General features: G+C 49.8%; 25 protein-coding genes and 1 riboswitch. Of the genes, 6 read left to right on the top strand and 19 right to left on the bottom strand.

The genetic code is table 11. From position 1 onward, the window contains the following. Positions 1-65: 65 nt before the first annotated feature. From AB9R92_RS09705 to AB9R92_RS09635, 15 genes are all read right to left on the bottom strand, one after another. A complete protein-coding gene (locus AB9R92_RS09705) occupies positions 66-464 on the bottom strand; it encodes a DUF1259 domain-containing protein (RefSeq protein WP_370669256.1) in 399 nt (132 codons plus the stop codon). Between the two features lie 244 nt (positions 465-708). Further along, on the bottom strand, positions 709-891 hold the full coding sequence (locus tag AB9R92_RS09700; RefSeq protein ID WP_370669255.1) for a hypothetical protein: 183 nt from the start codon (positions 889-891) through the stop codon (positions 709-711). Positions 892-964: 73 nt separating this feature from the next. Then, entirely contained in the window at positions 965-1,444 is a 480-nt protein-coding gene (locus tag AB9R92_RS09695; RefSeq protein WP_370669254.1) for a flavodoxin domain-containing protein, read from the bottom strand. Continuing rightward, positions 1,431-2,477, bottom strand: a complete 1,047-nt coding sequence (locus AB9R92_RS09690) for a ribonucleotide-diphosphate reductase subunit beta (RefSeq protein WP_370669253.1) — start codon at positions 2,475-2,477, stop codon at positions 1,431-1,433. The genes AB9R92_RS09695 and AB9R92_RS09690 overlap by 14 nt, the downstream gene beginning before the upstream one ends. A 7-nt stretch (positions 2,478-2,484) precedes the next feature. Continuing rightward, a complete protein-coding gene (locus AB9R92_RS09685) occupies positions 2,485-4,662 on the bottom strand; it encodes a ribonucleoside-diphosphate reductase subunit alpha (RefSeq protein ID WP_370669252.1) in 2,178 nt (725 codons plus the stop codon). 2 nt (positions 4,663-4,664) lie between these two features. Further along, entirely contained in the window at positions 4,665-5,153 is a 489-nt protein-coding gene (locus AB9R92_RS09680) for an acyl-CoA thioesterase (protein WP_370669251.1), read from the bottom strand. 137 nt (positions 5,154-5,290) lie between these two features. Beyond that, a riboswitch (cobalamin riboswitch) is annotated at positions 5,291-5,469 on the bottom strand. 1,096 nt (positions 5,470-6,565) lie between these two features. Further along, positions 6,566-6,754, bottom strand: coding sequence for a DUF3934 domain-containing protein (locus tag AB9R92_RS09675; RefSeq protein WP_058382400.1), 189 nt, complete (start codon positions 6,752-6,754; stop codon positions 6,566-6,568). A gap of 71 nt (positions 6,755-6,825) precedes the next feature. Further along, positions 6,826-7,302, bottom strand: coding sequence for a glutathione peroxidase (locus AB9R92_RS09670; protein WP_370670087.1), 477 nt, complete (start codon positions 7,300-7,302; stop codon positions 6,826-6,828). A 28-nt stretch (positions 7,303-7,330) separates the two neighbouring features. Continuing rightward, a complete protein-coding gene (locus tag AB9R92_RS09665; RefSeq protein ID WP_370669250.1) occupies positions 7,331-7,768 on the bottom strand; it encodes a transcriptional regulator, SarA/Rot family in 438 nt (145 codons plus the stop codon). Positions 7,769-7,788: 20 nt separating this feature from the next. Then, positions 7,789-8,208, bottom strand: coding sequence for an organic hydroperoxide resistance protein (locus AB9R92_RS09660; protein WP_370669249.1), 420 nt, complete (start codon positions 8,206-8,208; stop codon positions 7,789-7,791). A 150-nt stretch (positions 8,209-8,358) separates the two neighbouring features. After that, the gene (locus AB9R92_RS09655; protein ID WP_370669248.1) at positions 8,359-8,913 is read right to left on the bottom strand and encodes a methyltransferase family protein; all 555 of its coding nucleotides are present in this window, start codon (positions 8,911-8,913) and stop codon (positions 8,359-8,361) included. Positions 8,914-9,128: 215 nt separating this feature from the next. Continuing rightward, positions 9,129-10,781 (bottom strand): b(o/a)3-type cytochrome-c oxidase subunit 1, encoded by a 1,653-nt coding sequence (locus tag AB9R92_RS09650; protein WP_370669247.1) that lies wholly within the window; start codon positions 10,779-10,781, stop codon positions 9,129-9,131. A 1-nt stretch (position 10,782) separates the two neighbouring features. Continuing rightward, positions 10,783-11,250, bottom strand: a complete 468-nt coding sequence (locus tag AB9R92_RS09645) for a cytochrome c oxidase subunit II (protein WP_370669246.1) — start codon at positions 11,248-11,250, stop codon at positions 10,783-10,785. Between the two features lie 17 nt (positions 11,251-11,267). Then, on the bottom strand, positions 11,268-11,390 hold the full coding sequence (locus tag AB9R92_RS09640) for a cytochrome C oxidase subunit II (RefSeq protein WP_068870976.1): 123 nt from the start codon (positions 11,388-11,390) through the stop codon (positions 11,268-11,270). 1,289 nt (positions 11,391-12,679) lie between these two features. Then, entirely contained in the window at positions 12,680-13,375 is a 696-nt protein-coding gene (locus tag AB9R92_RS09635; protein ID WP_370669245.1) for a Crp/Fnr family transcriptional regulator, read from the bottom strand. A gap of 171 nt (positions 13,376-13,546) precedes the next feature. Here AB9R92_RS09635 and AB9R92_RS09630 point away from each other — a divergent pair, with 171 nt between their 5' ends. After that, positions 13,547-14,011, top strand: coding sequence for a universal stress protein (locus AB9R92_RS09630; RefSeq protein WP_370669244.1), 465 nt, complete (start codon positions 13,547-13,549; stop codon positions 14,009-14,011). Positions 14,012-14,069: 58 nt separating this feature from the next. Here AB9R92_RS09630 and AB9R92_RS09625 read toward each other — a convergent pair whose 3' ends face one another. Further along, positions 14,070-15,119: a M14 family zinc carboxypeptidase gene (locus AB9R92_RS09625; protein WP_370669243.1), complete on the bottom strand. Its 1,050-nt coding sequence runs from the start codon at positions 15,117-15,119 to the stop codon at positions 14,070-14,072. Positions 15,120-15,523: 404 nt separating this feature from the next. On the opposite strand from AB9R92_RS09625, the gene AB9R92_RS09620 reads away from it, so the two are divergent. From AB9R92_RS09620 to AB9R92_RS09600, 5 genes are all read left to right on the top strand, one after another. Then, on the top strand, positions 15,524-16,843 hold the full coding sequence (locus AB9R92_RS09620) for a murein hydrolase activator EnvC family protein (protein WP_370669242.1): 1,320 nt from the start codon (positions 15,524-15,526) through the stop codon (positions 16,841-16,843). A 198-nt stretch (positions 16,844-17,041) separates the two neighbouring features. Beyond that, the gene (locus AB9R92_RS09615) at positions 17,042-17,332 is read left to right on the top strand and encodes a hypothetical protein (RefSeq protein ID WP_370669241.1); all 291 of its coding nucleotides are present in this window, start codon (positions 17,042-17,044) and stop codon (positions 17,330-17,332) included. 48 nt (positions 17,333-17,380) lie between these two features. Then, the gene (locus AB9R92_RS09610; RefSeq protein WP_370669240.1) at positions 17,381-17,668 is read left to right on the top strand and encodes a hypothetical protein; all 288 of its coding nucleotides are present in this window, start codon (positions 17,381-17,383) and stop codon (positions 17,666-17,668) included. Positions 17,669-17,701: 33 nt separating this feature from the next. Beyond that, positions 17,702-18,004 (top strand): hypothetical protein, encoded by a 303-nt coding sequence (locus AB9R92_RS09605; RefSeq protein ID WP_370669239.1) that lies wholly within the window; start codon positions 17,702-17,704, stop codon positions 18,002-18,004. 15 nt (positions 18,005-18,019) lie between these two features. Continuing rightward, positions 18,020-18,298 (top strand): hypothetical protein, encoded by a 279-nt coding sequence (locus tag AB9R92_RS09600; RefSeq protein ID WP_370669238.1) that lies wholly within the window; start codon positions 18,020-18,022, stop codon positions 18,296-18,298. Between the two features lie 355 nt (positions 18,299-18,653). On the opposite strand, the gene panB is transcribed toward AB9R92_RS09600, so the two are convergent. The 3 genes from panB to AB9R92_RS09585 form a co-directional block, all read right to left on the bottom strand. After that, positions 18,654-19,487 carry a 3-methyl-2-oxobutanoate hydroxymethyltransferase gene (gene panB, locus AB9R92_RS09595; RefSeq protein ID WP_370669237.1) on the bottom strand — a complete coding sequence of 278 codons (834 nt, stop codon included), beginning with the start codon at positions 19,485-19,487 and terminating at the stop codon, positions 18,654-18,656. Positions 19,488-19,691: 204 nt separating this feature from the next. Beyond that, the gene (locus tag AB9R92_RS09590) at positions 19,692-20,162 is read right to left on the bottom strand and encodes a GNAT family N-acetyltransferase (RefSeq protein WP_370669236.1); all 471 of its coding nucleotides are present in this window, start codon (positions 20,160-20,162) and stop codon (positions 19,692-19,694) included. Beyond that, positions 20,159-20,575: an HIT family protein gene (locus AB9R92_RS09585; protein WP_370670086.1), complete on the bottom strand. Its 417-nt coding sequence runs from the start codon at positions 20,573-20,575 to the stop codon at positions 20,159-20,161. Before AB9R92_RS09585 ends, AB9R92_RS09590 begins: the two co-directional genes overlap by 4 nt. Between the last annotated feature and the right edge of the window lie 63 nt (positions 20,576-20,638).

Genomic DNA, 20,638 nt, shown 5'->3' with positions numbered 1-20,638 from the left:
TTCTCTTTCCCAATAAAGGATGCATCCTAAAAACCCGGATCGCCTGGCGTCCGGGTTTTGTCTATTTAATCGATCTGGCGCAATGCAGCAGCGAGGCGTGCGGCAAAATTCTCTGGCGGTTCCTCTGCAGTCAAGCGCAGACACACAATATTCGGGTTTGAGTCGATGATTTGCTCAAATTCTGTCGGCAAGGCAATCGGGTATTGCTGCAATGCTTGCGTAAATAACGCCACTTCTTCAGGGAGCAGGTATATGTCTGCTTCGTTTACAGCAGAGCCATCCGATTTCAGGTTTCGAAACGATATATCGTGTTCCAGTGTGCAATCAAAACTTTTATCATGCAATTCAATGGTTACGGTCCGGTTTTTCTTGATCAGGCATTCCATGTCCGTGGTATCGGTTTCTGCCTCAAGCAAGTTACCGACCTGTTGTGCCAGGTCCATGATAGTATGTTCGATCTTCATATCGTTCCCCTTTCTTAAAGCAAATTGCGCTAAAAAGAAAACGCCGAAAAAAACCCAGGCAAGGGCTTTTTTCGGCATTGGTTCCAGCGCTATGGTCTGTTCCATTTTACCAAATTGGAGTTGTGCATTTTGAAGCAGCGATAATTGATACCTGACCGGAAATACTATGGCTTTCCGTTCGTAAATAGTATAAGGCAAATCATTCAAAAAGGGAAACTATAGGCCTACACCAGCTTATACAAATTTAGTCTTCTTCCTCTTCCTCGCCGTCGTCTTCATTGTCTTCAGAATCGCCTTGATTCTCATCCGGCATGACATCGGTTTCCTGTTCCATCTCCGGCTCTTCTTCCCCGCCGCCGCATGCAGCAAGCATGCCCGCAGACAGCATTGCCGCTGCGCCGACTTTCAACCATTTCTGTTGTGCCATTGATCTTCCTCCTCTGTTTCAGTTCCTTATTAGCTCTATACCCGCTTGTCAAAAGGAAAAACTATCGGAGGCTTCAAGAGTTCGCGGCTGATAACCTGCCTTTGTGATGGCTGTATTTCATCAGCACACTTTGTGCAAACGCGCTGCAGCGCATGCTGTCATCCGCAGACGGCATCTGTTCAACTTTGAGCGTCGCGGCTAAGGAGGTTTTCGCATGAAGCATGTCCCGGAACAAATCCACCGCGCCGCAATACGCCGCAAAGCAACGGTCGCCTGTGCCGAATACGCCCGTAATGATGTTTTTCTCTTGCTGTTCCATCACTTCAAATAGGCCATGAAGCTGTTTTGGAATGTCGCCGTTCATCCAGGTATAAGTACCGACCAAAACTATATCGTAACGGCATAGTTCGGCAGGATCGAATTCCTTCGCACGAAAAACAGCCGGATGAACCCCTTGCCGCATGAAGGCATCCTCTATCATACAGGCGAGGTTTTCCGTGTGCCCCGTCGCAGAAGCATAAACAATTGCGATGTTCGGTTTATAATTCGTCAAAGCCGTTTGACTCCGATACTTTCGTATAAGCGCGTGATTTCTGTTCGAAGAAATCCGATTTCGTGCTGTTCATCATATCATCGCCGAAGACGCGGATCCACGGCATCGGGTTGTCGCGCGTTTCGTAAAGGTTGCCGAGGCCGATTTGGCGCAGCCGCTTGTTTGCCAAATACTCGACGTATTCATTGAACTCATCAAGATCAAGCCCGTCAATCTCTCCAAGAATATGCTGTGCCCATTCTTTTTCGAGTTCGACGGCGTGCGCCACTTCCTCGCGGATCCAGTTGTTCATGTCATCAGTCGCGAGTTCCGGGTTTTCCGCGATCAGGATGCGGATAAACTGCGAAACGAAATAGGCGTGCTGCATTTCGTCGCGCTGGATGTAGCTGATCATCGTGCTGGTCTTGAGCATTTTCTGCTGGCGCGCCAGGTGGTAGAAAAACGCAAAGCCGGCGTAGAAATAAATGCCCTCCAAATTGATTGAGTTGACCGCAAGCTTCAGCAGGTTTTCCAAATTCGGTTCGGTACGGAACGCTTCGTACGCTTGTAAAATGCGTGCATTGCGTTTTCTGACGAGCGGGTCGTTCTTCGCTTCGTCAAAGCGCCGGTTTTGTTCATCGAGCGGCACAAGCGAGCTGAGGACGTAGGAATACGACTCGGTGTGGACCGCTTCTTGCTGGGCAATGACAGCGAAAATCGACTTGAAGCTCGAATCGCTGACATAATCCATCACTTGGGTCATCGTCGGCGTCTGCAGGCTATCAAGTGACGCGAGCTGCGTGTTGATGCGCAAAAAGACATCCTTCTCGGTTTCTGATAACGAGTCCCAATTTTTGATATCATCCTGCATATTGATTTCCTGAGCTTTCCAGAAGTTCGCCAACAGTGCTTGGTACAGTTCATACATATGCGGGTGGGCGATATCGTTCCAATTGAGCAAACCGGAGCTTGCCCCGCCGACAATGGCAGTCGAGCGGTTCGGTGCATCCGGGTCCATCAATGCTTGTTTCGTTAAAGTTTGCATGTTCCCCATCCTCTCTTTAGCTTTCACATGCCTCGCATGCTTCGATTTCTTCCTGCGACGTGCTGCGCACATAATAGCTCGTCTTCAATCCGCATTTCCACGCTTCGAGGTGCAATTCCAGCAATTCTTTGGCGCGAATCGTGTGCGGCACGTATAAATTAAAGCTGATCGACTGGTCGATATGGCGCTGTCTCGCCGCGTTTTGGCGGATGCTCCATTTTTGGTCCAGCACATGGCGCGCGCGGCGGTAATAATCATATGTCCGGTGGTTAAGGTCCGGTGCCGTCACGTTAAAGCGGAAATTCTTTTTCTCTTCTGCGTATTCGACAGCATACAAAGGGTCGATGCCGTCTGTCGAGCCGCCGATTTTCGCGGTCGATGAGTTCGGCGCGACCGCCATCATCCAGCCGTTGCGCACGCCGGATGCCGATACTTTCCGGCGCAATGCGTCCCAGCGCTCGCCCGTGTAGCTACGGCGCTCGAAATACTCGCCCGTATGCCATTCAGAACCTGTGAATTCACTGAATGCGCCTTTTTCTTCCGCCAGTCCCGCTGACGCGCGGATGGCATGCCAGGCAATTTCTTCATACAATGTATCGGCATACTCGACCGCTTCTTGCGTTTCCCAATGGATGCCGCGGAGCGCGAGCAGATGGTGCCAACCGAATGTCCCTAATCCAACGGCACGATATTTTTGATTGGTCACTTCCGCCTGGCCGACAGAAATCGTGTTCAAATCGATGACATTATCCAGCATGCGCAATTGAATCGGAACCAAGCGCGACAAGACGTCCGCTTGGACCGCTCTCGGCAAATTGATTGACGATAGGTTGCAGACGACAAAATCACCGGGTTTTTTCACGGTGACGAGATTGCCTTCCTCGTCTTTGTATTCTTTGATGATTTCAGTCGGCGACATGTTCTGTGCAATTTCACTGCATAGATTGCTGCAATAGATGGATGTTTTGCCGATGCCGCGCAAGTGCTTGTTCGGGTTCCCGCGGTTCACTTCGTCGCGGTAGAACATATACGGCGTGCCGGTCTCGAGCTGTGATACCATGATGCGCGCCATAACGTCCATCGCACGGAATGACTTTCTTGCCAATAAGGGATGATTGACCGCTTCTTCGTATTTTTCAGTGAAGTATTTATGATCGGTTTCGTCGTAGAAGTCTTCGAGGCCGAGCAAATTGCCCTGCTCGTCTTTCCAGGCCATCACTTGCTTGACTTCGTGCGGGCAGAACGTGTGCCATTCGCCGATGCTGCGCCCGTTTTCGTCTGTTTCCTGCAGCTTTTTCATGAACAAATCAGGAATCGACACGCCGGTGAAAATATCGTGCGCTTTTCGACGCTCATCGCCATTGTTCGTTTTCAAATCCAGGAAGCCGTTCATAATGTCTTTATGGAAGACATCCAAATAAACCGCCACTGCGCCTTGGCGCTGGCCGAGCTGGTCGACACTGACGGCTGTGTCATTAAGCAGCCGGATCCACGGGATGACGCCGGATGAATTGCCTTTGAATTTGCGGATGTCCGAACCGAGTGCGCGCACTTTTCCGTAATAAACGCCGAGGCCGCCGCCGTCTTTGCTGAGGCGCGCGACATCCCAGTTGTTTTGGTAGATGCCGTCAAGCGAATCTGCCACCGTGTCGATAAAACACGAAGACATTTGACCGAAGCTTTTCCCGGCATTCGACAAAGTGGGTGTCGCCACTGTCATATACAAGTTGCTCATCGCCCAATAGGCTTCTTTGACGAGTTCCAGGCGCCTCACTTTCGGTTCTTTTTGCATCAAAGTCATGGCGATAATGAGAAAGCGCTCTTGCGGCAATTCCCACACACGCCCATCATAGTCTTTTGCCAAATAACGGTCCGCCAGCAAAAACAAGCCGATGTAATTGAACAATTCGTCGCGTTCGGGTGCAATTTCGCGGCCCAACAGGCGAATTTCGCCCTCGGAATAAGCTTCGAGCAAGTCTTTCGAATAAATGCCAAGGCGGCTCAGCCCGTGAATCAATCCGTAGAAGTCATCGTATTTATTCGCCGCGCTGTAGCCGCGCGTTTGTGCCGCTTGCTCGTATAATTTCTCCAAATACAACCCTGCCGCCTCAAACGTCCAATGCGGTTCGTCCATCGACACCCGGTCAAGTGCATCCTGTATTTTTCTATCGCGTTCTACTGCTCCTAAAGTCATTGTTAACACAGCTCCTTTGCGTATTCGTTTGCGATCATTCGGCGTTCTTTCCGTTCTTGTGCATTCTCAAACAGTCGTTTCTCATTTTCCGTTTCCGGCACTACGCTCGCGACCGGTGTCGGACGGCCTTCTGCATCCACAGCGACCATCGTTAAGATTGAGGTAGTCGTCAAGCTGCACGTACCGCTTTCGATGTGCTGGCATTCCGCTTTGACGTATACTTCCATCGAGGTCCGGCCGGTCGAGATGACGACGCCTTCTAATGTCAGGATGTCGCCGACTTTCGCCGAGGACAGGAAATTGACGTTGTCGATCGACGCGGTCACGACCGCACGCCGGCTATGCTTCATCGCCGCAATGGCTGCGATTTCGTCGATATACGCAAGCACCGTGCCCCCAAAAATTGTGCCCATATGGTTGGTATCCGGCGGCAAGACGAGCCGGGACTGGATGGTCCTGGATACGCCGGCCGGAAGTTGTTCTCTATGCATGCTGACTTCCTCCTTTTTAAAAACACAAAAGCCCCCACTCTCCGGAGAGAATGGGGGCATAAACGCAAGTTAATGAAGTGGGCATACTTGGGCCGCACAAACCAAACCTTTGTCATCCTTCCCAATTCCCGGAGAAGTGCAAAACGACAACAAAGGCAGGTCTCCTGGCTCGCGCGTCACTCTCCCCATGCCCTTCCCGTCCATTGGACAGTGGGATTTCATGGTTCGTCTGCGCTTACAGTTGCGGGAACAGCTCCGGGATTTCACCGGATTCCCTATTCAGCCCATATTGGGCACCTTTGTTGCGGTATCACTATATATGGTGTTGAATTTTTACATCATCACCAAATCTTGTAGTTTCACTATAGACCAGTTCGAATTTCGCCGCAAGGATTTTCTCGAACTTCGTGAAGAAAGTGATAAAGGGTCTAGTGGCGGGCAGGTTTTTCGTACAAACCTTTCAATTGGTAGTTATTTTTTGATACGCGGTTCTGCGATTTTCCTTGTTTGCGTAAAAATAGTGAGAGCTTTCTTGTGGAACAGTTTTGGCAGTTGGTTTGTGCTTCAGCTTGGCAGTCGCCGCCGGGCTTTGGGTTAGCCTTTCGCAATAAGCCAGGAAGAGCACCTGTCTTATCGCTTCGGCTCACCCCTTTGCGCTCGGCGGCTTAGAGACCTTATTGATCTTTGTGTGTTTAATCGGATCTACTTCTTTAGTTAGTTACCGGCTAGCGGGGGAATCGCTTCCCGAGGACAGGCTTCGGTGAAGATGGTGAGAGCTTTCTTGTGGAACAGTTTTGGCAGTTGGTTTGTGCTTCAGCTTGGCAGTCGCCGCCGGGCTTTGGGTTAGCCTTTCGCAATAAGCCAGGAAGAGCACCTGTCTTATCGCTTTGGCTCACCCCTTTGCGCTCGGCGGCTTAGAGACTCCATTGGTCTTTATGTGTTTAATTAGATCTACTTCTTTAGTTAGTTACCGGCTAGTGGGGGAATCGCTTCCCGGGGACAGGCTTCGGTGAAGATGGCGAGAGCTTTCTTGTGGAACAGTTTTGGCGGTTGGTTTGTGCTTCAGCTTGGTAGTCGCCGACCTGCTTTGGGTTGGCCTTTCGCAATAAGCCAGGGAGAGCGCCTGTCTTGTTGCGTCGGCTCACCCTTGTCGCTGGCCGGCTGAGAGATTTCGTTGATCAGTGCGTATTTAATTAGATCTGCTTTTTTAGTTAGTTGCCGGCTAATGGAGGAATCGCTTCCTGAGGCACGCATCGGCAAGATAGATAGAGTTGATCCTGAAGCTTGGTGTGTGCTTCAAATTAGTTTTCAGCGCTTTGATTAGCGTAGCTCGCAACAAAATCCCCACCATTATCCGCCCTTTCTATTTCCCGGGAAATAAAAAGGCCGCGCAATTACCTGCGCGGCTTTTGTTATCCATCGACCCATTCAGATTCAGCTTCTGGCTGTTTTCCTTTTTGGTTCGTGGCTTCTTTATTGTCTTTGCTTGTATACGGCTTGAAACTTTTGGCTTTGTTTTTGCCTTTTTCCCAACGGTTCCAGCCTTTCTTGCCGGTTCCTTGGCCTACGCCGCTTTTCGATTTAGCTTTCGCTTTGCCCATTTCTTTCACTCCCGTTCACTCATCGTGACGTTCAGCTTACCACATCCCGCCGCTTTCGTGAACAAAGGTGTTTAGGCGCTGAGCACTTTCTGGATGTCTTTGTGCATCGAATCAGGTGTATCTTTCGGCGCGAACCTCGCCACGACTTTGCCGTTCGGGTCGACCAGGAATTTTGTGAAATTCCATTTGATGCCGCTCGACAGGAAGCCTTTCGTATTCGACGTCAAAAAATCGAACAAGGGATGCGCATCTTTACCGTTCACTTTGATGATGTCATGCATAGGGAACGTAACGCCGTAAGTCATGCGGCACGACGATTCGGCATCCGCCGCTTCGCCGAGTTCCTGGCCGAATTGATCGGACGGAAAGCCGAGCACAACGAGGCCTTCATCTTTGTAGCGCTGGTAAATCTTTTCGAGGCCGTCAAATTGGCCGCGCAAACCGCATTTAGTCGCCGTGTTGACGATGACCATTGGCTGGCCTTTGTAGCGTTCGAGTTTGTACTCTTCCCCGCTGGCATCGGTGACCTTAATATCATAGATTCCCATCATTCATCACTCCTGTTTCCATGAATTTTCATAGATCCATCTCGCCGAAAAATGCATTCAAGGCTTTCAAGTTGTTCATCAGTTCGATGGCATTGACATCAAGATAATTGCAGCTGGTGATCTTGTCGTGAATGGCCTGCTCGATCGGTTTTTCATCCGCGCGCGACTGTTCGGTCAAGGAAATCCGGAAAGCACGGCGGTCTTCAGCCGATTGTTCTTTCACAATCCGGCCATTTTGAATCATCCGGTTGATGATCGGGGTGAGCGTGCCGGTGCCGAGCCCGAGTTGCCTGCCGATCTCTTTCATCGTCAAGCCGTCTTCTTCCCATAGCACGAGCAACACCAAATACTGCGTAAAGGTCAGGCCGAACGGTTCTAAGGTCTTCGCGTAAAGTTTCGAGAAATTGCTCGAAGCTTTGTACACTTCAAAGCATAGTTGCTGTTCCAGTCTGGTTGGTTTGTCCATGTCATCACCTGTTTTTCTGCTTATCGAACGACAATCTCCACGTCCACTGAATCTTTAATGGCTTTGGAATATGGGCAATAGGCGTGGGCTTTGTCGACATATTCCTGTTTCTTGCCATCTTCCAGGCCGTCGATATCCACTTCGAGGCGCACTGCAAGTTTCACGCCGCCGTCCGTTTTATCGCCCAGCAAGGAAACCGTCGCTGTGACTTCGCTGTTCGTTACTTTCACTTTATCACGTTCCAGCACGAAGTCCAACGCACTGTTGAAGCACGAGCTATAGCCTGCTGCAAACAATTGCTCAGGGTTTGTCGCGGTGTTCGGCTGGCCGCCAAGCGCGACCGGTTTTGCCACATCAAGGTTGAAAATATTGTCCGGTGAATAAACCGTGCCTTCGCGTCCACCGCTGTTGATCATGGTCGTTTCAAATAGTGGTTTCATTTTTATATCCCTCCAATAATTATATCTTACACGATCTATATTATTTTAAATCGTACACGATGTAAAATGAAACGCTTCGGTTTTTTGCAATAGAAAAATCCCGGATGCAAGATCCGGGATTTCCACTTCTTTATTCGCGATAGCTGAGCTTCAATAAATATAAGGAATCAAGCGGGCGCGGTGCTTCATCCATTCCTTATACTCGGGGCCGAACTTTTCGACGAGCAAGGCTTCTTCGTGCTGCATGCGTTTATTGAGCGCAAAAGCGAGCAACAAGCCGCCGGCAAGCGCCGCAATCAGGCTCGTGAAGAACAGCGCCATGCCGATGCCGATCAAAAACAAGCCGGTATAAAGCGGGTGGCGCAGCTTGCGGTAAGGGCCGCTGCTGACGATCGTATCGCCTTCACGCACCGTCACGTGGCGCGTAAATTGTGATTTCAAATGAATGATCCCCCAAAACCGCAAAAAGACGCCGGTAATCAGCAGCACGAGCCCAATCGGCCTGAGCACCGAGGCAATGTCGGTTTCCGCCAACTCCTGAAGCCCAAAACCAGCCACGATGGTGGCAATCAGCGACAATAGAATCCCAAAGAAGGTCCTTTTTTCGACCGGGTCGCCTTGACCGGTCTCACGGTTTTTAAAAACGATGAATTCGACCAGCCAAATAACGCTCACGGCGGTGAAAACCCAGTCCATCCACCCCATCACATCCACCTCTTTCTTCTTCCTAAAATACTATAGAAGATGCCGCTCAAATACAATTTCCAACCTGTCACGCATAGAAAAAAGCTGTCCCGGCATATTGCCGGAACAGCTCTTCGTCAGTCTTCGTCCGTCACCGACAACTCAACAAGCATCGCGGTGAAAACGATAAAAATGGCCATTAATGCGATTACCATTGTGAACATTGTCCTCAACTCCTACCATGTAATAAATCCTTTCGAGCCAGGCGGTGCATGTTGAATCATATGGGTCAGTGGAATCGCGTATGCAATGATGATTAAGGCGGCGGCAATGCCGATCCAAATCCACCAGTTCTCCAACCATTTCGGCGTATGGGACATATCGCTTTCCGCCAGCGGAAATTCCACCCTCTGTTCAGGCATTTCCGCTTTTGGCGAAACGAACATCGTCATGATGACGATATACATCAAGATCATGGCGGACAGGAACAAAATCGTCCCGCCGATTGCCATCGTTACATGGTTCGAGATGATGCCGTCGAACCATTCCATCGCCGACGGGTGGTCGTTATAGCCGCTGTAAGCCGTTCGGCGCGGCGCCCCCATCAAGCCTAATACGTGCTGAGCGGTCGACATGAGCAGCATGCCGATCGACCAAGTGATAATCTGGACAAAGCCGAGGCGCTGCATGCGCTTCGTGAAACGGCGGCCCGTCAAATACGGGATGAGCCAAAAGGTCAAGCCCATAAACGTCATTGCAACAGGCGTTCCGACGGTAATATGGAAATGCCCGACAATCCATAAGGTATTGTGGACGACTTCATTCAATTGGAAACTGGCATTGATGATTCCGCCAGCGCCCCCAGGAATGAAGAACGCCATGGCGATAAAAATCGAGGTGAACCGTATATCCCGCCACGGCAATTTCTTGAACCAGCCGAAGAGGCCGGTGCCGCCTTTTTTGCGCCCTGAAATTTCAAAGGTCGCAAACATCGAGAACGCCGTCATGAGCGACGGCACGATGACCATGAACGTCAAGACGACCTGCAGGAATTTCCAGAAGTTCGAGATCCCTGGCTCCGTCAATTGGTGGTGGAAGCCGACCGGAATCGAGAACAGGATGAACAAGACGAACGCAAGGCGCGCCAAGGAATCGCTGAACACTTTCACTCCAAGCAGTTTCGGTACGATCGTGTACCAGGCGATGTACGCCGGAAGCAGCCAGAAATACACGAGCGGATGGCCAAAATACCAGAACAAGGAACGGCTCAATTCCACATTGATCGTATCCGTCCAGCCGAACGCCCACGGAATGTATTGGAACAACACGGTAGCCACAACGCCGAGACAGGCGATGATCCATAAAATGATGGTCGTAACCGTCATGAAGGCGAACAAGGGGCTCAATTGTCCTTTATTGTTACGCCGCCACACCATATAATGGCCGACCAAGGCAAAACTCGAGATCCAGGTGCCGACAATAACCAAAGCCAACCCGACATAATAAAAGCCGTTCGCTTTCATCGGGGCATAAAAGGTATAAAGGACCGAAGCTTCCCCGGCGATGATCATCACCGTGGCCATGACGGTTCCGAGTAAAGTCACCCACAGGCCAACCCATGAATACAAGCGGACTTTCGGGCCGAAGCTGCCAAGGCTTTTGCTCATGCCGGTGATAAAGAAGGCGAAAATAAAAAAGGTTGTATAAATAAGTGCAAGCAAGACGCCGTGTGCGGTCAGGATTTGGTAATAATCAAGCCAAGCTGGGAGCTGGAGGGCGTCGTTGCGGATAAAGACCTGCAATACGCCCATGAGCGTGCCGATCAAAAAAGCGGTATACGCGACACCTAAGTGCCATAAAGCGATTTTACGTTCTGGTTGGGCAATCATTTCAGTACACCTCAATTTCTGCAGACATCATATGGTGCCCGGTGCCACAGTATTCGTTGCACAGAATCAAATACTTGCCGGGTTTTTCAAATGTGTAAGATTTGGTCGTGACCCGTCCCGGAACGACCATCATGTTGACTTTCGTATTGTCGATCGTAAAGCTGTGCACCACGTCCGTGCTGGTGACTTTGAAAATGATTTCCTTTCCGGCCGGCACGCGCAAGTCCGGTGCGTTGTAGCCAAAAGCCAGTGCGACGATCGCCACTTGGTAAGTGTCTTCGTCCAATTGCGTCACGCCCGGGTTGTCGAACGGGGCGGTTTCGTTCACTTTCTCCGGGTCGATGGTGTCCATTCCTCCGGACGGGGTGTGGTTTTGCGAAAACGCGCTGACGCCGACGACGCTCAAAAAGACGATGAGCGAAACGATGCCGAAACTGAGCCAAATCTTCTCATATTTATGGAAATGCATGATGAATCTCTCCTTTTTTATCTCGCTACATACATCAAATATACGGCAACCCACATGGCAACGATGACGATGCCGACGAAGAATACACTGACGAGTGTCCCCTTCAAATTCACATCATGATCCGATTGCTTCTTATCCATTGCTTCCACCTCATCACTCGTTTGCTATTTCCTTTAGCATAGGACCTAAGTTTCGGTTTAGCTGTGACATAAATCACACCTGACCGCTTTTATTTTCACCCGTTCATATTTTTGCCAAAAAAATAAAGCCTGCGGGTCGGCAGGCTTTTGGGTAGTTGCTATTTGTTGGAATGAATGGTGGAGATAGCTGGGGTTAGTGTGTGGCGTTGTTTCGCTGTTCTATTGGTGCTTCATATTGGTAGTCGCCGCCGGGCTTTGGGTTGGCCTCTCACTGTAAGCCAAGAAGAACACTTGTCTTACTGTGTCGGCTCACCCTTTTACGCTCGGCGGCTGAGAGATTTCGTTGATTCGGGTGTGTTTAATCTGATCTGCTTCTTTACGAGTTGCAGGCTAGTGGGGGAATCGATTCCCGGATCAGGGTGATTGAAGATAGTTAGGATTTGCGAGTGGCGTTGTTTCCCTGTTCTATTGGAGCTTCATGTTGGTATTCGCCGCCGTGCTTTGGGTTGGCCTCTTGCCATAAGCCAGGAAGAGCGCCTGTCTTACGGCATCGGCTCACCCCTTTACGCTCGGCGCCTTGGAGATCTCGTTGATTCGGGTGCGTTTAATCAGATCTGCTTCAATATGCAATTGCCGGCTAGTGGGGAAATCGCTTCCTGAGATGTTGCGTCTGATAAACCGGCGCTTGAATAGATTATGCTTACTTGTTGGTTTGTTTAGTGAATGGAGACATGCGACACTTCATTCTTCGACCTGTTTGAAACAAGCAACAGAATAGGATGCGTTTTTATAAGCTAATTTAAATGAACTGAAGAAATGATCTTAGGCTCTAAAACTAGAGACGGAGTGGAAGGGGTGAATGGATGGCGAGGGGAAGCCGAGACCATTCATTTGCGACGCATCTGCGTAGCAGATGTTTTTTGCGAGGCCCGAACACTGTTAGGGTTGAGCAGATGTGGGAGCAACGGTTCTTCTGCGATGTTCGAACGCAGTGAGAATTGAGCAACGCGTATCAAGCGATGCACGAACACAGAGAAATTTGGCACGTTGGCCGGGCACCCGCCCAATCCCCGGGCAGCTGAAAGCGCGACGTCCTGTCGCATCAGCTGCATGACTCGCATCCTGCGAGCCCCAAGCAGCCCCCTGCAACGCAGTCGAAAAGCGGAAGCTTTTCCTTTCATTGCTCTTATCTGTTCAGCTATATAATTCCTTTGCGCCACCCTCTTAAGTAGAAAAAGCCGATTTTACTAGAACACACAAAAAGCCTGCCGTTGCGGCAGGCTTCATAATCAGTCGATTTTGCAGAGGTAGATCGGGCATTCTTCGCAATTGATGTCGAATTTCAGTTTCGGGATATTGTATAGAACAATTTTGCCGTCCTTCATGCCGACGGTTCCTTGTTTACGCAAATCGCTGAGCATCCGGTTGACCATTTCCCGGCTCATGCCGCAGAAATTCGCCAACTCCTGGTTCGTCAGCACGACGTCGATCAATAAGCCGCCTTCCGCTTCTACGCCATAGCTGTTGCCAAGGCGGATCAACGTCGAATACAACGCCCCTTTTTTGCCATGGAGCATCAAATCCCGGAAGCGGGTCTGTGTTTTCTGCTGATCGATGCCCATCCATTTCATGAACGCTATCGCAAGCGCTGGGTCTTTTTCAAGCGATTGTTCCAGCTCTTCTACGGGAATTTTCAAACAGGCGGTCTTGGTCAGCGCACGGGCATCCAGCAAATAAGTGGCGCCTTCTGCGAAAACGGTAATCTCGCCGACCATCTGCCCGGCTCCGCAAATCTTCAATGCCAATTCACGGCCGTCCGGTGTTACTTTTCCGATTTGCACTTTTCCGGAACGGAGAATATAGAGGCCTTTTACTGCCTCCCCTTCACGGAAAAGATAATCGCCTTTTTGATATTCTTTCACTTGATGGCTGATCGTCAATAGCTTCTCGAGCTCTGGTGTCAACTTGCCGATCCCTGATTCCAAAGGGTTCTCCTCCTTTCTCGTGCTCCTGTTTTTTTTCAAGCGTACCATATTTTTCATAAAATTTGGTCGCGTTTTCACAATTCTGTCGAAGCTCATAGGAAATTTTCTGAAAAAGAAGGAAGTCCCGGATTAGGTATCGAAATGATAGCAGTATAGAAGGAGGAATGGACAATGACTTTGAAATATTCCCGAATCATGGTGGCAGTGGATGGTTCCAAAGAAGCGGAATGGGCTTTCAAAAAAGCTGCTGCAGCGGCTTCCCGGAACAATGCGGAACTTTACTTGGTGCATGTCATCGATAACCGCTCATTCGGCTCCATTGAAGCGTACGACCGCACGATTGCCGACCGCGCACTGAAAAGCGGTGAAGAACTGCTTGCTCGTTATAAGGAAGAAGCTTCTTCACACGGCGCAACGAATGTCCATACGATGATCGAATACGGTTCACCGAAAACGCTCATTCCAAAAAAACTGGCAAATGAGCTGAAAGTAGACGTCATCGTTTGTGGCGCTACCGGATTGAACGCAGCGGAACGCCTGATCATGGGTAGCGTTTCCGAACGCATCGTCCGCACGGCCAAATGCGACGTGCTCGTGGTCCGCAGAAACCAAGAAGACATCGACGCAGACGAATAACAAGCTCCACAATAAGAAAAGCCTTTCCCGATAAAAGCGGGAAAGGCTTTTCTTCGTCTTATTCCGTTTCGCGGGTTTGCTGGAATGCCAGCGTATCCCAGAATGACGTGTCTTGCGTATCGATCGACCCATCTGCAATGGCGCGTACAGTCGATTCCAAAGTCGTTACAGTTTGCTTGATCAAATAGCCGTTGCTCTTCTGTCCAAGGACATACGGCTCGTATTCGTGGTCGGACATCCCACGCATTTCAAAGAGCAATGTCGAGATCCCGTACTCGACTGCAATACCGTTGCGGCTGATGGTTTCAGCGTCGCCGCCGCGGTATTTGCCGAGGTGGCCCCACCCAGTGGAATCGACGGCATCAAATACGACCGCCCCAAGTTTTTTGGATCCTTCAAGTACTTCAGGGTCGACGTTTGGCGTTGTCGGATACAGAATCGATCCCGAGACCAGCTTTCCATCGCGCTCGCTGTTTGCTCCTTGATGATGCAAATCAATCATGTAATCGATGTCGTATTTGCTCATCACGTTCGTGTGCAAGGCTTTCGTTTCGGGTTGGATTTTTGTGATGTGGTCACGGTTCAAGTCAACGCCAACTGCATTGTAACGCGTTAAGTTGCGATCGCCTGACGCTACGTAATCATCCAATGAGAAATCGACATCTCCCATGGCGCCGTCTGCATTGAGCATCGGCACAACCAGGATATTGACGTTATCCGTAACGCCTTTCATTTTACCTGTGCCTAGATGCTTGATGAATTCAAGCGCGCCTTCTGTCGTCAGCTGTTCATTTCCGTGTTGCTGCGTCAAGAACAGGATGGTCGGGTTTTCCGGGTTGCTCATATATTTTGCTGCGTACAAGTCGCGCCCTTTTACGCTTTGCCCGATGACTTCAAGTTCCATGTTTTCTTGTTTGGCATCCTGTTTTTTCAAAAAATCGGCCATTTCCGAATAAGTTTTTAAAATGGATGTGTTGATTGTTTCATTGCCGCCGTATCCTGGCCCGTTGCCGACCGCCTCCACTACCGAAGAGTTCATCGGCACTGCACTCATTGCAAGAGCCCCCGCCAATGATAATGTTAATGCCCCTTTTTTCAATGATTTCATCGATCCATCACTCCTTTTTGTATGTTGCCATCCCACCCTTTCCGTTTTTCTCCCTTCTTCTCCTGCCCGAATGGTGAAAACGCTTCCTTCGTAATACGAAACAAAGAGTGCCGGCTGACCCCAGCCCTATCTGAAATAAGAGATAATATGAATTATTCTGCAAAAACATTACTTTATACTTATAAAATATTACATTCCATCGGCTTATGTGTCGCTTATGACAGTATATCCCGACATTTGATAAGAAACTGTAATAATAAATAGGTTTATGCGGTGGTACAATGGGTCTGCCGGATTTTTTGACGGCTTTTTTTCATGACATCATTAGATTTTATTACTTCAGAAAAGAATTCTTATATAGAGAAACAATAATGATTAACGGAATGCGAAAGGAGCACAACACATTGAACACATGGTCTAAATGGTTCGTAGCAGCATTATCGGCTGTTCTGGCGCTATCGATTTTCTTGCCAACAGCAAGTGCTGATAAATTGTCCGACCTCGAAAAAGAAAAACAACAGGTCGAGCAAAAGAAGAACAACTTGAATTCGGAGATCCAGTCAAAGAATAACGCAATCGTCGAGAATCAGACGAAGCTTGAAAAAATCATGAACAAAATCCAGGAATTGAACGGCGAAATCGAAGAAACCCAGGGCAAGATCGACGGGGTTCAAGCTCAGATCGACCAAACGAAAGCCGAAATCGATGAGTTGAAAGAATCGATTGAAGAACTGGAACGCAAAATCGCAGAACGCGAAGAACTTTTGCAAGAACGGGCACGCGCCATTCAACTCAGCGGCGGTTCCGTTGACTATATCGATGTATTGCTTGGGGCGAACAGCTTTGTCGACTTTATCGACCGCGCTTCTGCCGTCAACACATTGATTGAAGCAGACCGTGAAATCATGCGCGAACAGGCAGCGGATAAAAAGCTATTGGCTGAACAAAAAGCGGAAGTTGAAGAAAAACTCGCGAAACAAGAAAGCCAAAAAGCAGAACTTGTGGACTTGAAAGATTCATTAGACGCGCAAAAGAAAAAGCAAGACGATTTGCAGGATGATTTGAAAGCAGAACAAAAACGCCTGGCAAAAGAAAAATCAAAACTTGAAGAAGATCATGCAAAAGCCATGAACATCAGTTCTTCACTTGAAAAGAAAATCGGCAAAGAACAAAAACGCCTAGCGGAAATCGCACGTAAAGCAGAAGAAGAACGCAAAGCGAAAGAAGCAGCAGCCCGCAAAGCGGCAGCTAAAAAAGCAGCACAATCCAGCGCTCCTGCAGCCACTGTCACACAAGCGGCAGCGCCTAAATCAAGCGCTGGCTTCATCCGCCCGGCAGCTGGACGCTACACTTCAGGTTTCGGCGGCCGTGACATCGGTGCTGGAGCCGAGTCTCACCTGGGCATGGATATCGCCAATAGCCCAGGAACGCCAATCCACGCAGCAGCAAGCGGATATGTATCGCACGCTGGTTCAATGGGCGGTTACGGCAATGTCATCATCATTACCCACGTCATCAATGGGCAAAGCTATGCTACAGCCTACGCGCATTTGAATTCCATCAATGTCTCTGTCGGCCAAGCAGTCTCGCAAGGACAGAAAATCGGCGGCATGGGCAACACTGGGCGTTCAACTGGCCCGCATTTGCACTTTGAAATCCACATCGGCAGCTGGAACGGCGCTCGCTCGAACGCGGTTGACCCAGTCAGCTACGTCGGTGGTTGATAACCATACGCTATAAATAAAAGGCAGTGCCCGAGAATCTCGGGCACTGCCTTTTTTGCATCTATTGAATTCTGCCAAGGAGTTAAATTCTTCCTTTTATATGTTAGACTGAAGGGAATAAACTGATTTCTTTCTATAATAATACGATTTAAAAAGCGTTACATTCACGGAAAGACAAAGTTTATGGGAGGGTCAAGGATGAAAACACTTCTCGAACTGGTCCGTGTCTTTGCCATTTTGGTGACCTTGGGGATGGGCGGCGGATTGGTTTTAACAGGGATTTATTCGAGCAGTCCCGGTACCGAACCGTATCGATGGCTCGGCGGTGTCGCGATGCTGGTGCTGATTTTTGTGCTGTACCGCAATAAATTGCAGTTTTCAGGCTCGCATCAAGGAACAGGGCGCGATAAGCTTCCGCGGGCTATTACGGTTTTATTGATCTCCGCTTCCGTTTTGCTGATGATTTCGCCGTTTGTTTTGGGGACATGATCTGCTTAAGCAAAGAGTTAAAGCAATTTCTAATAAAGAGGTGGAGCAATGGGTTCGAATCAAGGAAGGAAAGAGAAGAAGATACACAATCCATACTTTTCGTTAAGCATCGGCGCTATAGGGATGTTGCTCCTGACTTTTGGCATCTTTCAATTGGTTATCGGCAATATGGACATGAACCCCGCTCAGTTTTTTCTGCCCTGTGCTGGGCTGATCATCTTAGTTCACTACATATACTACTTGGAAAAGAAAGCTGGCATCAGCGATAAGTTGATCTGGATCCGGGCGTTGGCGATTATAATAGTCCTGGCGGTGGGGGTATATGTGGCTTATTGAGCGGTTTTATACTGATAAATGAGGTGTGCTATTTTGGAGACGAAGACGCGAGGAACTTTTACTGAAGCAAAACCGATTGTGCTGACTTTGTCCTTGGTCCTCGCATCTATTTTAGTGCTAGTGATTGGTTGGCAACTTCCGAATATGAATTTCTGGGTTTATTTCTTCGTCTATGGCCTCATCGACCTTGGATTTCTGCTGGCTATAGTTGTCGGCATACGCACTAAAAATAAACCGATTATATTTTTCAGCGTCATTACAAATGGCATCTTTTTCACAGCTCTCTCCGGCTTTATCTTCCTGCTGTTGCTGGGGCATAGCATATCCGAACCGTAAATTAGGAGGTTTTCGATGAAACAGAAACTGCTGTCCATCTTTTCGTTCCTGTTGTTTCTCGCACTGCTCATTCCCTTCGCATATTCTAGCAGCCGGTTAGGAATACTGTTATTCGATGGGCTATTCGCGCTCGGTTTCTACTCGCCGCTCGTGCTGGCCGTCATCGGATTCGCTGCAGCTTGGTTCGGGGTCAGGACTGTTTACCGGATGCTGCTCACTAGCGGGCATGCCATTCTTTTCGTGCTGTATGCTTTCTTGCTTTTTGTCGCGATGTTCGGCTTTCAGGAACCGTAATCGACTGAATGCAAAATAGGATCGACTTGCCGTGATTTTTGTACTGGCTGCCTACATTGCACTGCTGATTTTTTTAGTGAAAGCTTTTGCCGACAAGCAACGGCACCGGTGGATCCATTTGGGATATGTGACAGCGTTTCTATTGCCTTTTTTGGTATGGGCGGTATTCCTTTCTTTGAATCATCGGCCCTTTCGTCGGCTCCGGTATCGGGGCAAGCGCAGTCGGCATGGCCTGTGCCGTTATGACTTTGATTACCGGCCTCGGCTTTTTGTATATCGGCTACAGTTCCAAAAGCACTCATTGAAAAAGATTGCCCTCATCCGCCGTGAAAATGGCTTAAGAAGGCAATCTCTTTTATTTCGACCCGTACAGCTGCTCGAGTTCTTCTTCTTTCATCGTGAAGCGGTGCTGTTCTTTCGGGAACGCGCCGCTCTTCACTTCTTCGACATACTGGGCGAGCCCTTGTTGCATCGTTTCGCCTGCTTCTGCGTAGGACTGGACGAATTTTGGCAAATGGTGCGAGCCGTATTTGACGGTGTCGTGGTAGACGAGCACTTGCCCGTCGGTTTCGCTGCCGGCGCCGATGCCGATGACCGGGATGTTGAGTTCTTTCGTGACTTGTGCAGCCAATTGATGCGGGATGCATTCGAGCACGAGCATGCAGGCGCCTGCCGCTTCGCACGCTTTGGCGTCTTCGATCAATTGCTTGGCGGCGCTGGCGGTTTTGCCTTGCACTTTGTAGCCGCCGAGCACAGCCGCTGACTGCGGCAACAAGCCGAGGTGGGCGACAATTGGAATGCCTGCCCCGACGAGCTTGCGTGTCACATCGAGCACTTCCCCTGCGCCTTCGAGTTTCAAGGCTTGGGCGCTCGTTTGCTGGAAGATGCGCATGGCATTTTCCAGCGTGCGGTCCCAGCTGCCATGGAACGAGCCGAACGGCATATCGACGACGAGGAAGGTGTCTGGTGCCCCTCTTCGTGCCGCTTTTCCGTGATGGACCATGTCTTCGACGGTCACTTTGACAGTTGAATCGTAGCCGAGTACGACCATCCCGAGCGAATCGCCGACAAGCAGCACATCCATCCCTGCCGCTTCTGCGATTTTGGCGGACGGGTAATCGTAGGCCGTCAGCATCGCGATCTTGTTCCCTTGCTGTTTCATCTTCATCAATGAAGCTGTATTTTCCATTGTTTTCTCCTTCCGGGAAGGAAACCTGTGAAAAAAGCCCGCCGCAATAAAGCGGACGGACAGAATTTGATTGTGTCGGTTTCTCCGTCCCTGTCGTTTTTCAGATCAAGGCAGATCTATTGAGTTGTTAAGCTTTCCTACAGGTGCAGTTCCGGATAGATACCGCCCTGTTTTACTATAGCAGATGCTTATGCCGGCCGAAAGTCACTCATCCTTCAGCATCACTTGGAACGCGGCATAGTCGTTGTTGAACTCACCGGTCTTCACGAATCCAGCCCTCTCGTACAAACGGATCGCGCGTGTATTGAACTGGGCAACGGTGAGGCGCAGTGCTTGTCCGGGATGACGCTTTTTGATTTCACTGAGCAGAAAATCCACAAACGCAGCCCCCCGCCCCGCTCCGGTTTTTTCCGGTTTCATGCCAAGCCCGATATCGACTGGCCCCTCCGGATAAGCATTCGATGTATGGCCAGCCGGCACTTGCGCCCCCTTGCCGGTGCAATAAAAACCGAACAACTCCCCGTGCTCCCACACCGCCCGGTAGCTGCCGTTCATCAGCTCCTGCGAACTTTCATCCGATGCGTCCCCGTTATAGAAATCGTAAGGATACGGATAGCGCCAAGAGAGGATGTCCCGTGCGCTTTCTTCTGTCATCGCTTGTTCTTGAAAACTCATCGTTCATCGCCGCCTTGGCCAGGGCGTCGGTTCTCCGGTTTTTTCAGCCAGTGGCGCAAGCCTTTTCCGGCATACGGTTCATCGTTGAAACGCGGGATGACATGAAGGTGGCTATGGCCGATCGATTGATTCGACGCTTCGCCGACATTCCAGCCGAGCGTATAGCCATCCGGCGCTATTTGCTCGAGAAAAGGTTTCACATGCCCAAGCAGCTCTTGCGTCTCCTGCCATTCTTGCCGCGTCAGTTCGAACGGCGACGCGCGGTGCTGTTTCGGGACGATGACACCTGACCCTTCAAGCACGCCCTGCGCTTTCTCATGCTGCAAGAACCAGCAATTGGCGGTTTCAAAAACAATGCGCTGGTCCAAGTCGTAGACCGGATGGCAAAACGGGCATTCAGGGCGCAATTGAATAACAGCACCGCAATGGGAATGCGCTTTGAATTCACATTTTGCGATATTGGATAGGGCTGCTTC

This window comes from Planococcus sp. SSTMD024 (assembly GCF_041320495.1).
Lineage (GTDB): Bacteria > Bacillota > Bacilli > Bacillales_A > Planococcaceae > Planococcus.
The sequence above is the reverse complement of the archived record's forward strand: the minus strand, read 5'-3'. Positions and strand labels throughout refer to the sequence as shown.

Coding starts and splice junctions, on each gene's coding strand:
- AB9R92_RS09705 (WP_370669256.1), bottom strand. CDS start 464: ATGAAGATCGAACATACTATCATGGACCTGGCACAACAGGTCGGTAAC.
- AB9R92_RS09700 (WP_370669255.1), bottom strand. CDS start 891: ATGGCACAACAGAAATGGTTGAAAGTCGGCGCAGCGGCAATGCTGTCT.
- AB9R92_RS09690 (WP_370669253.1), bottom strand. CDS start 2,477: ATGGGGAACATGCAAACTTTAACGAAACAAGCATTGATGGACCCGGAT.
- AB9R92_RS09685 (WP_370669252.1), bottom strand. CDS start 4,662: ATGACTTTAGGAGCAGTAGAACGCGATAGAAAAATACAGGATGCACTT.
- AB9R92_RS09680 (WP_370669251.1), bottom strand. CDS start 5,153: ATGCATAGAGAACAACTTCCGGCCGGCGTATCCAGGACCATCCAGTCC.
- AB9R92_RS09675 (WP_058382400.1), bottom strand. CDS start 6,754: ATGGGCAAAGCGAAAGCTAAATCGAAAAGCGGCGTAGGCCAAGGAACC.
- AB9R92_RS09670 (WP_370670087.1), bottom strand. CDS start 7,302: ATGGGAATCTATGATATTAAGGTCACCGATGCCAGCGGGGAAGAGTAC.
- AB9R92_RS09665 (WP_370669250.1), bottom strand. CDS start 7,768: ATGGACAAACCAACCAGACTGGAACAGCAACTATGCTTTGAAGTGTAC.
- AB9R92_RS09660 (WP_370669249.1), bottom strand. CDS start 8,208: ATGAAACCACTATTTGAAACGACCATGATCAACAGCGGTGGACGCGAA.
- AB9R92_RS09655 (WP_370669248.1), bottom strand. CDS start 8,913: ATGGGGTGGATGGACTGGGTTTTCACCGCCGTGAGCGTTATTTGGCTG.
- AB9R92_RS09650 (WP_370669247.1), bottom strand. CDS start 10,781: ATGATTGCCCAACCAGAACGTAAAATCGCTTTATGGCACTTAGGTGTC.
- AB9R92_RS09645 (WP_370669246.1), bottom strand. CDS start 11,250: ATGCATTTCCATAAATATGAGAAGATTTGGCTCAGTTTCGGCATCGTT.
- AB9R92_RS09640 (WP_068870976.1), bottom strand. CDS start 11,390: ATGGATAAGAAGCAATCGGATCATGATGTGAATTTGAAGGGGACACTC.
- AB9R92_RS09630 (WP_370669244.1), top strand. CDS start 13,547: ATGACTTTGAAATATTCCCGAATCATGGTGGCAGTGGATGGTTCCAAA.
- AB9R92_RS09625 (WP_370669243.1), bottom strand. CDS start 15,119: ATGAAATCATTGAAAAAAGGGGCATTAACATTATCATTGGCGGGGGCT.
- AB9R92_RS09615 (WP_370669241.1), top strand. CDS start 17,042: ATGAAAACACTTCTCGAACTGGTCCGTGTCTTTGCCATTTTGGTGACC.
- AB9R92_RS09610 (WP_370669240.1), top strand. CDS start 17,381: ATGGGTTCGAATCAAGGAAGGAAAGAGAAGAAGATACACAATCCATAC.
- AB9R92_RS09600 (WP_370669238.1), top strand. CDS start 18,020: ATGAAACAGAAACTGCTGTCCATCTTTTCGTTCCTGTTGTTTCTCGCA.
- panB (WP_370669237.1), bottom strand. CDS start 19,487: ATGGAAAATACAGCTTCATTGATGAAGATGAAACAGCAAGGGAACAAG.
- AB9R92_RS09590 (WP_370669236.1), bottom strand. CDS start 20,162: ATGAGTTTTCAAGAACAAGCGATGACAGAAGAAAGCGCACGGGACATC.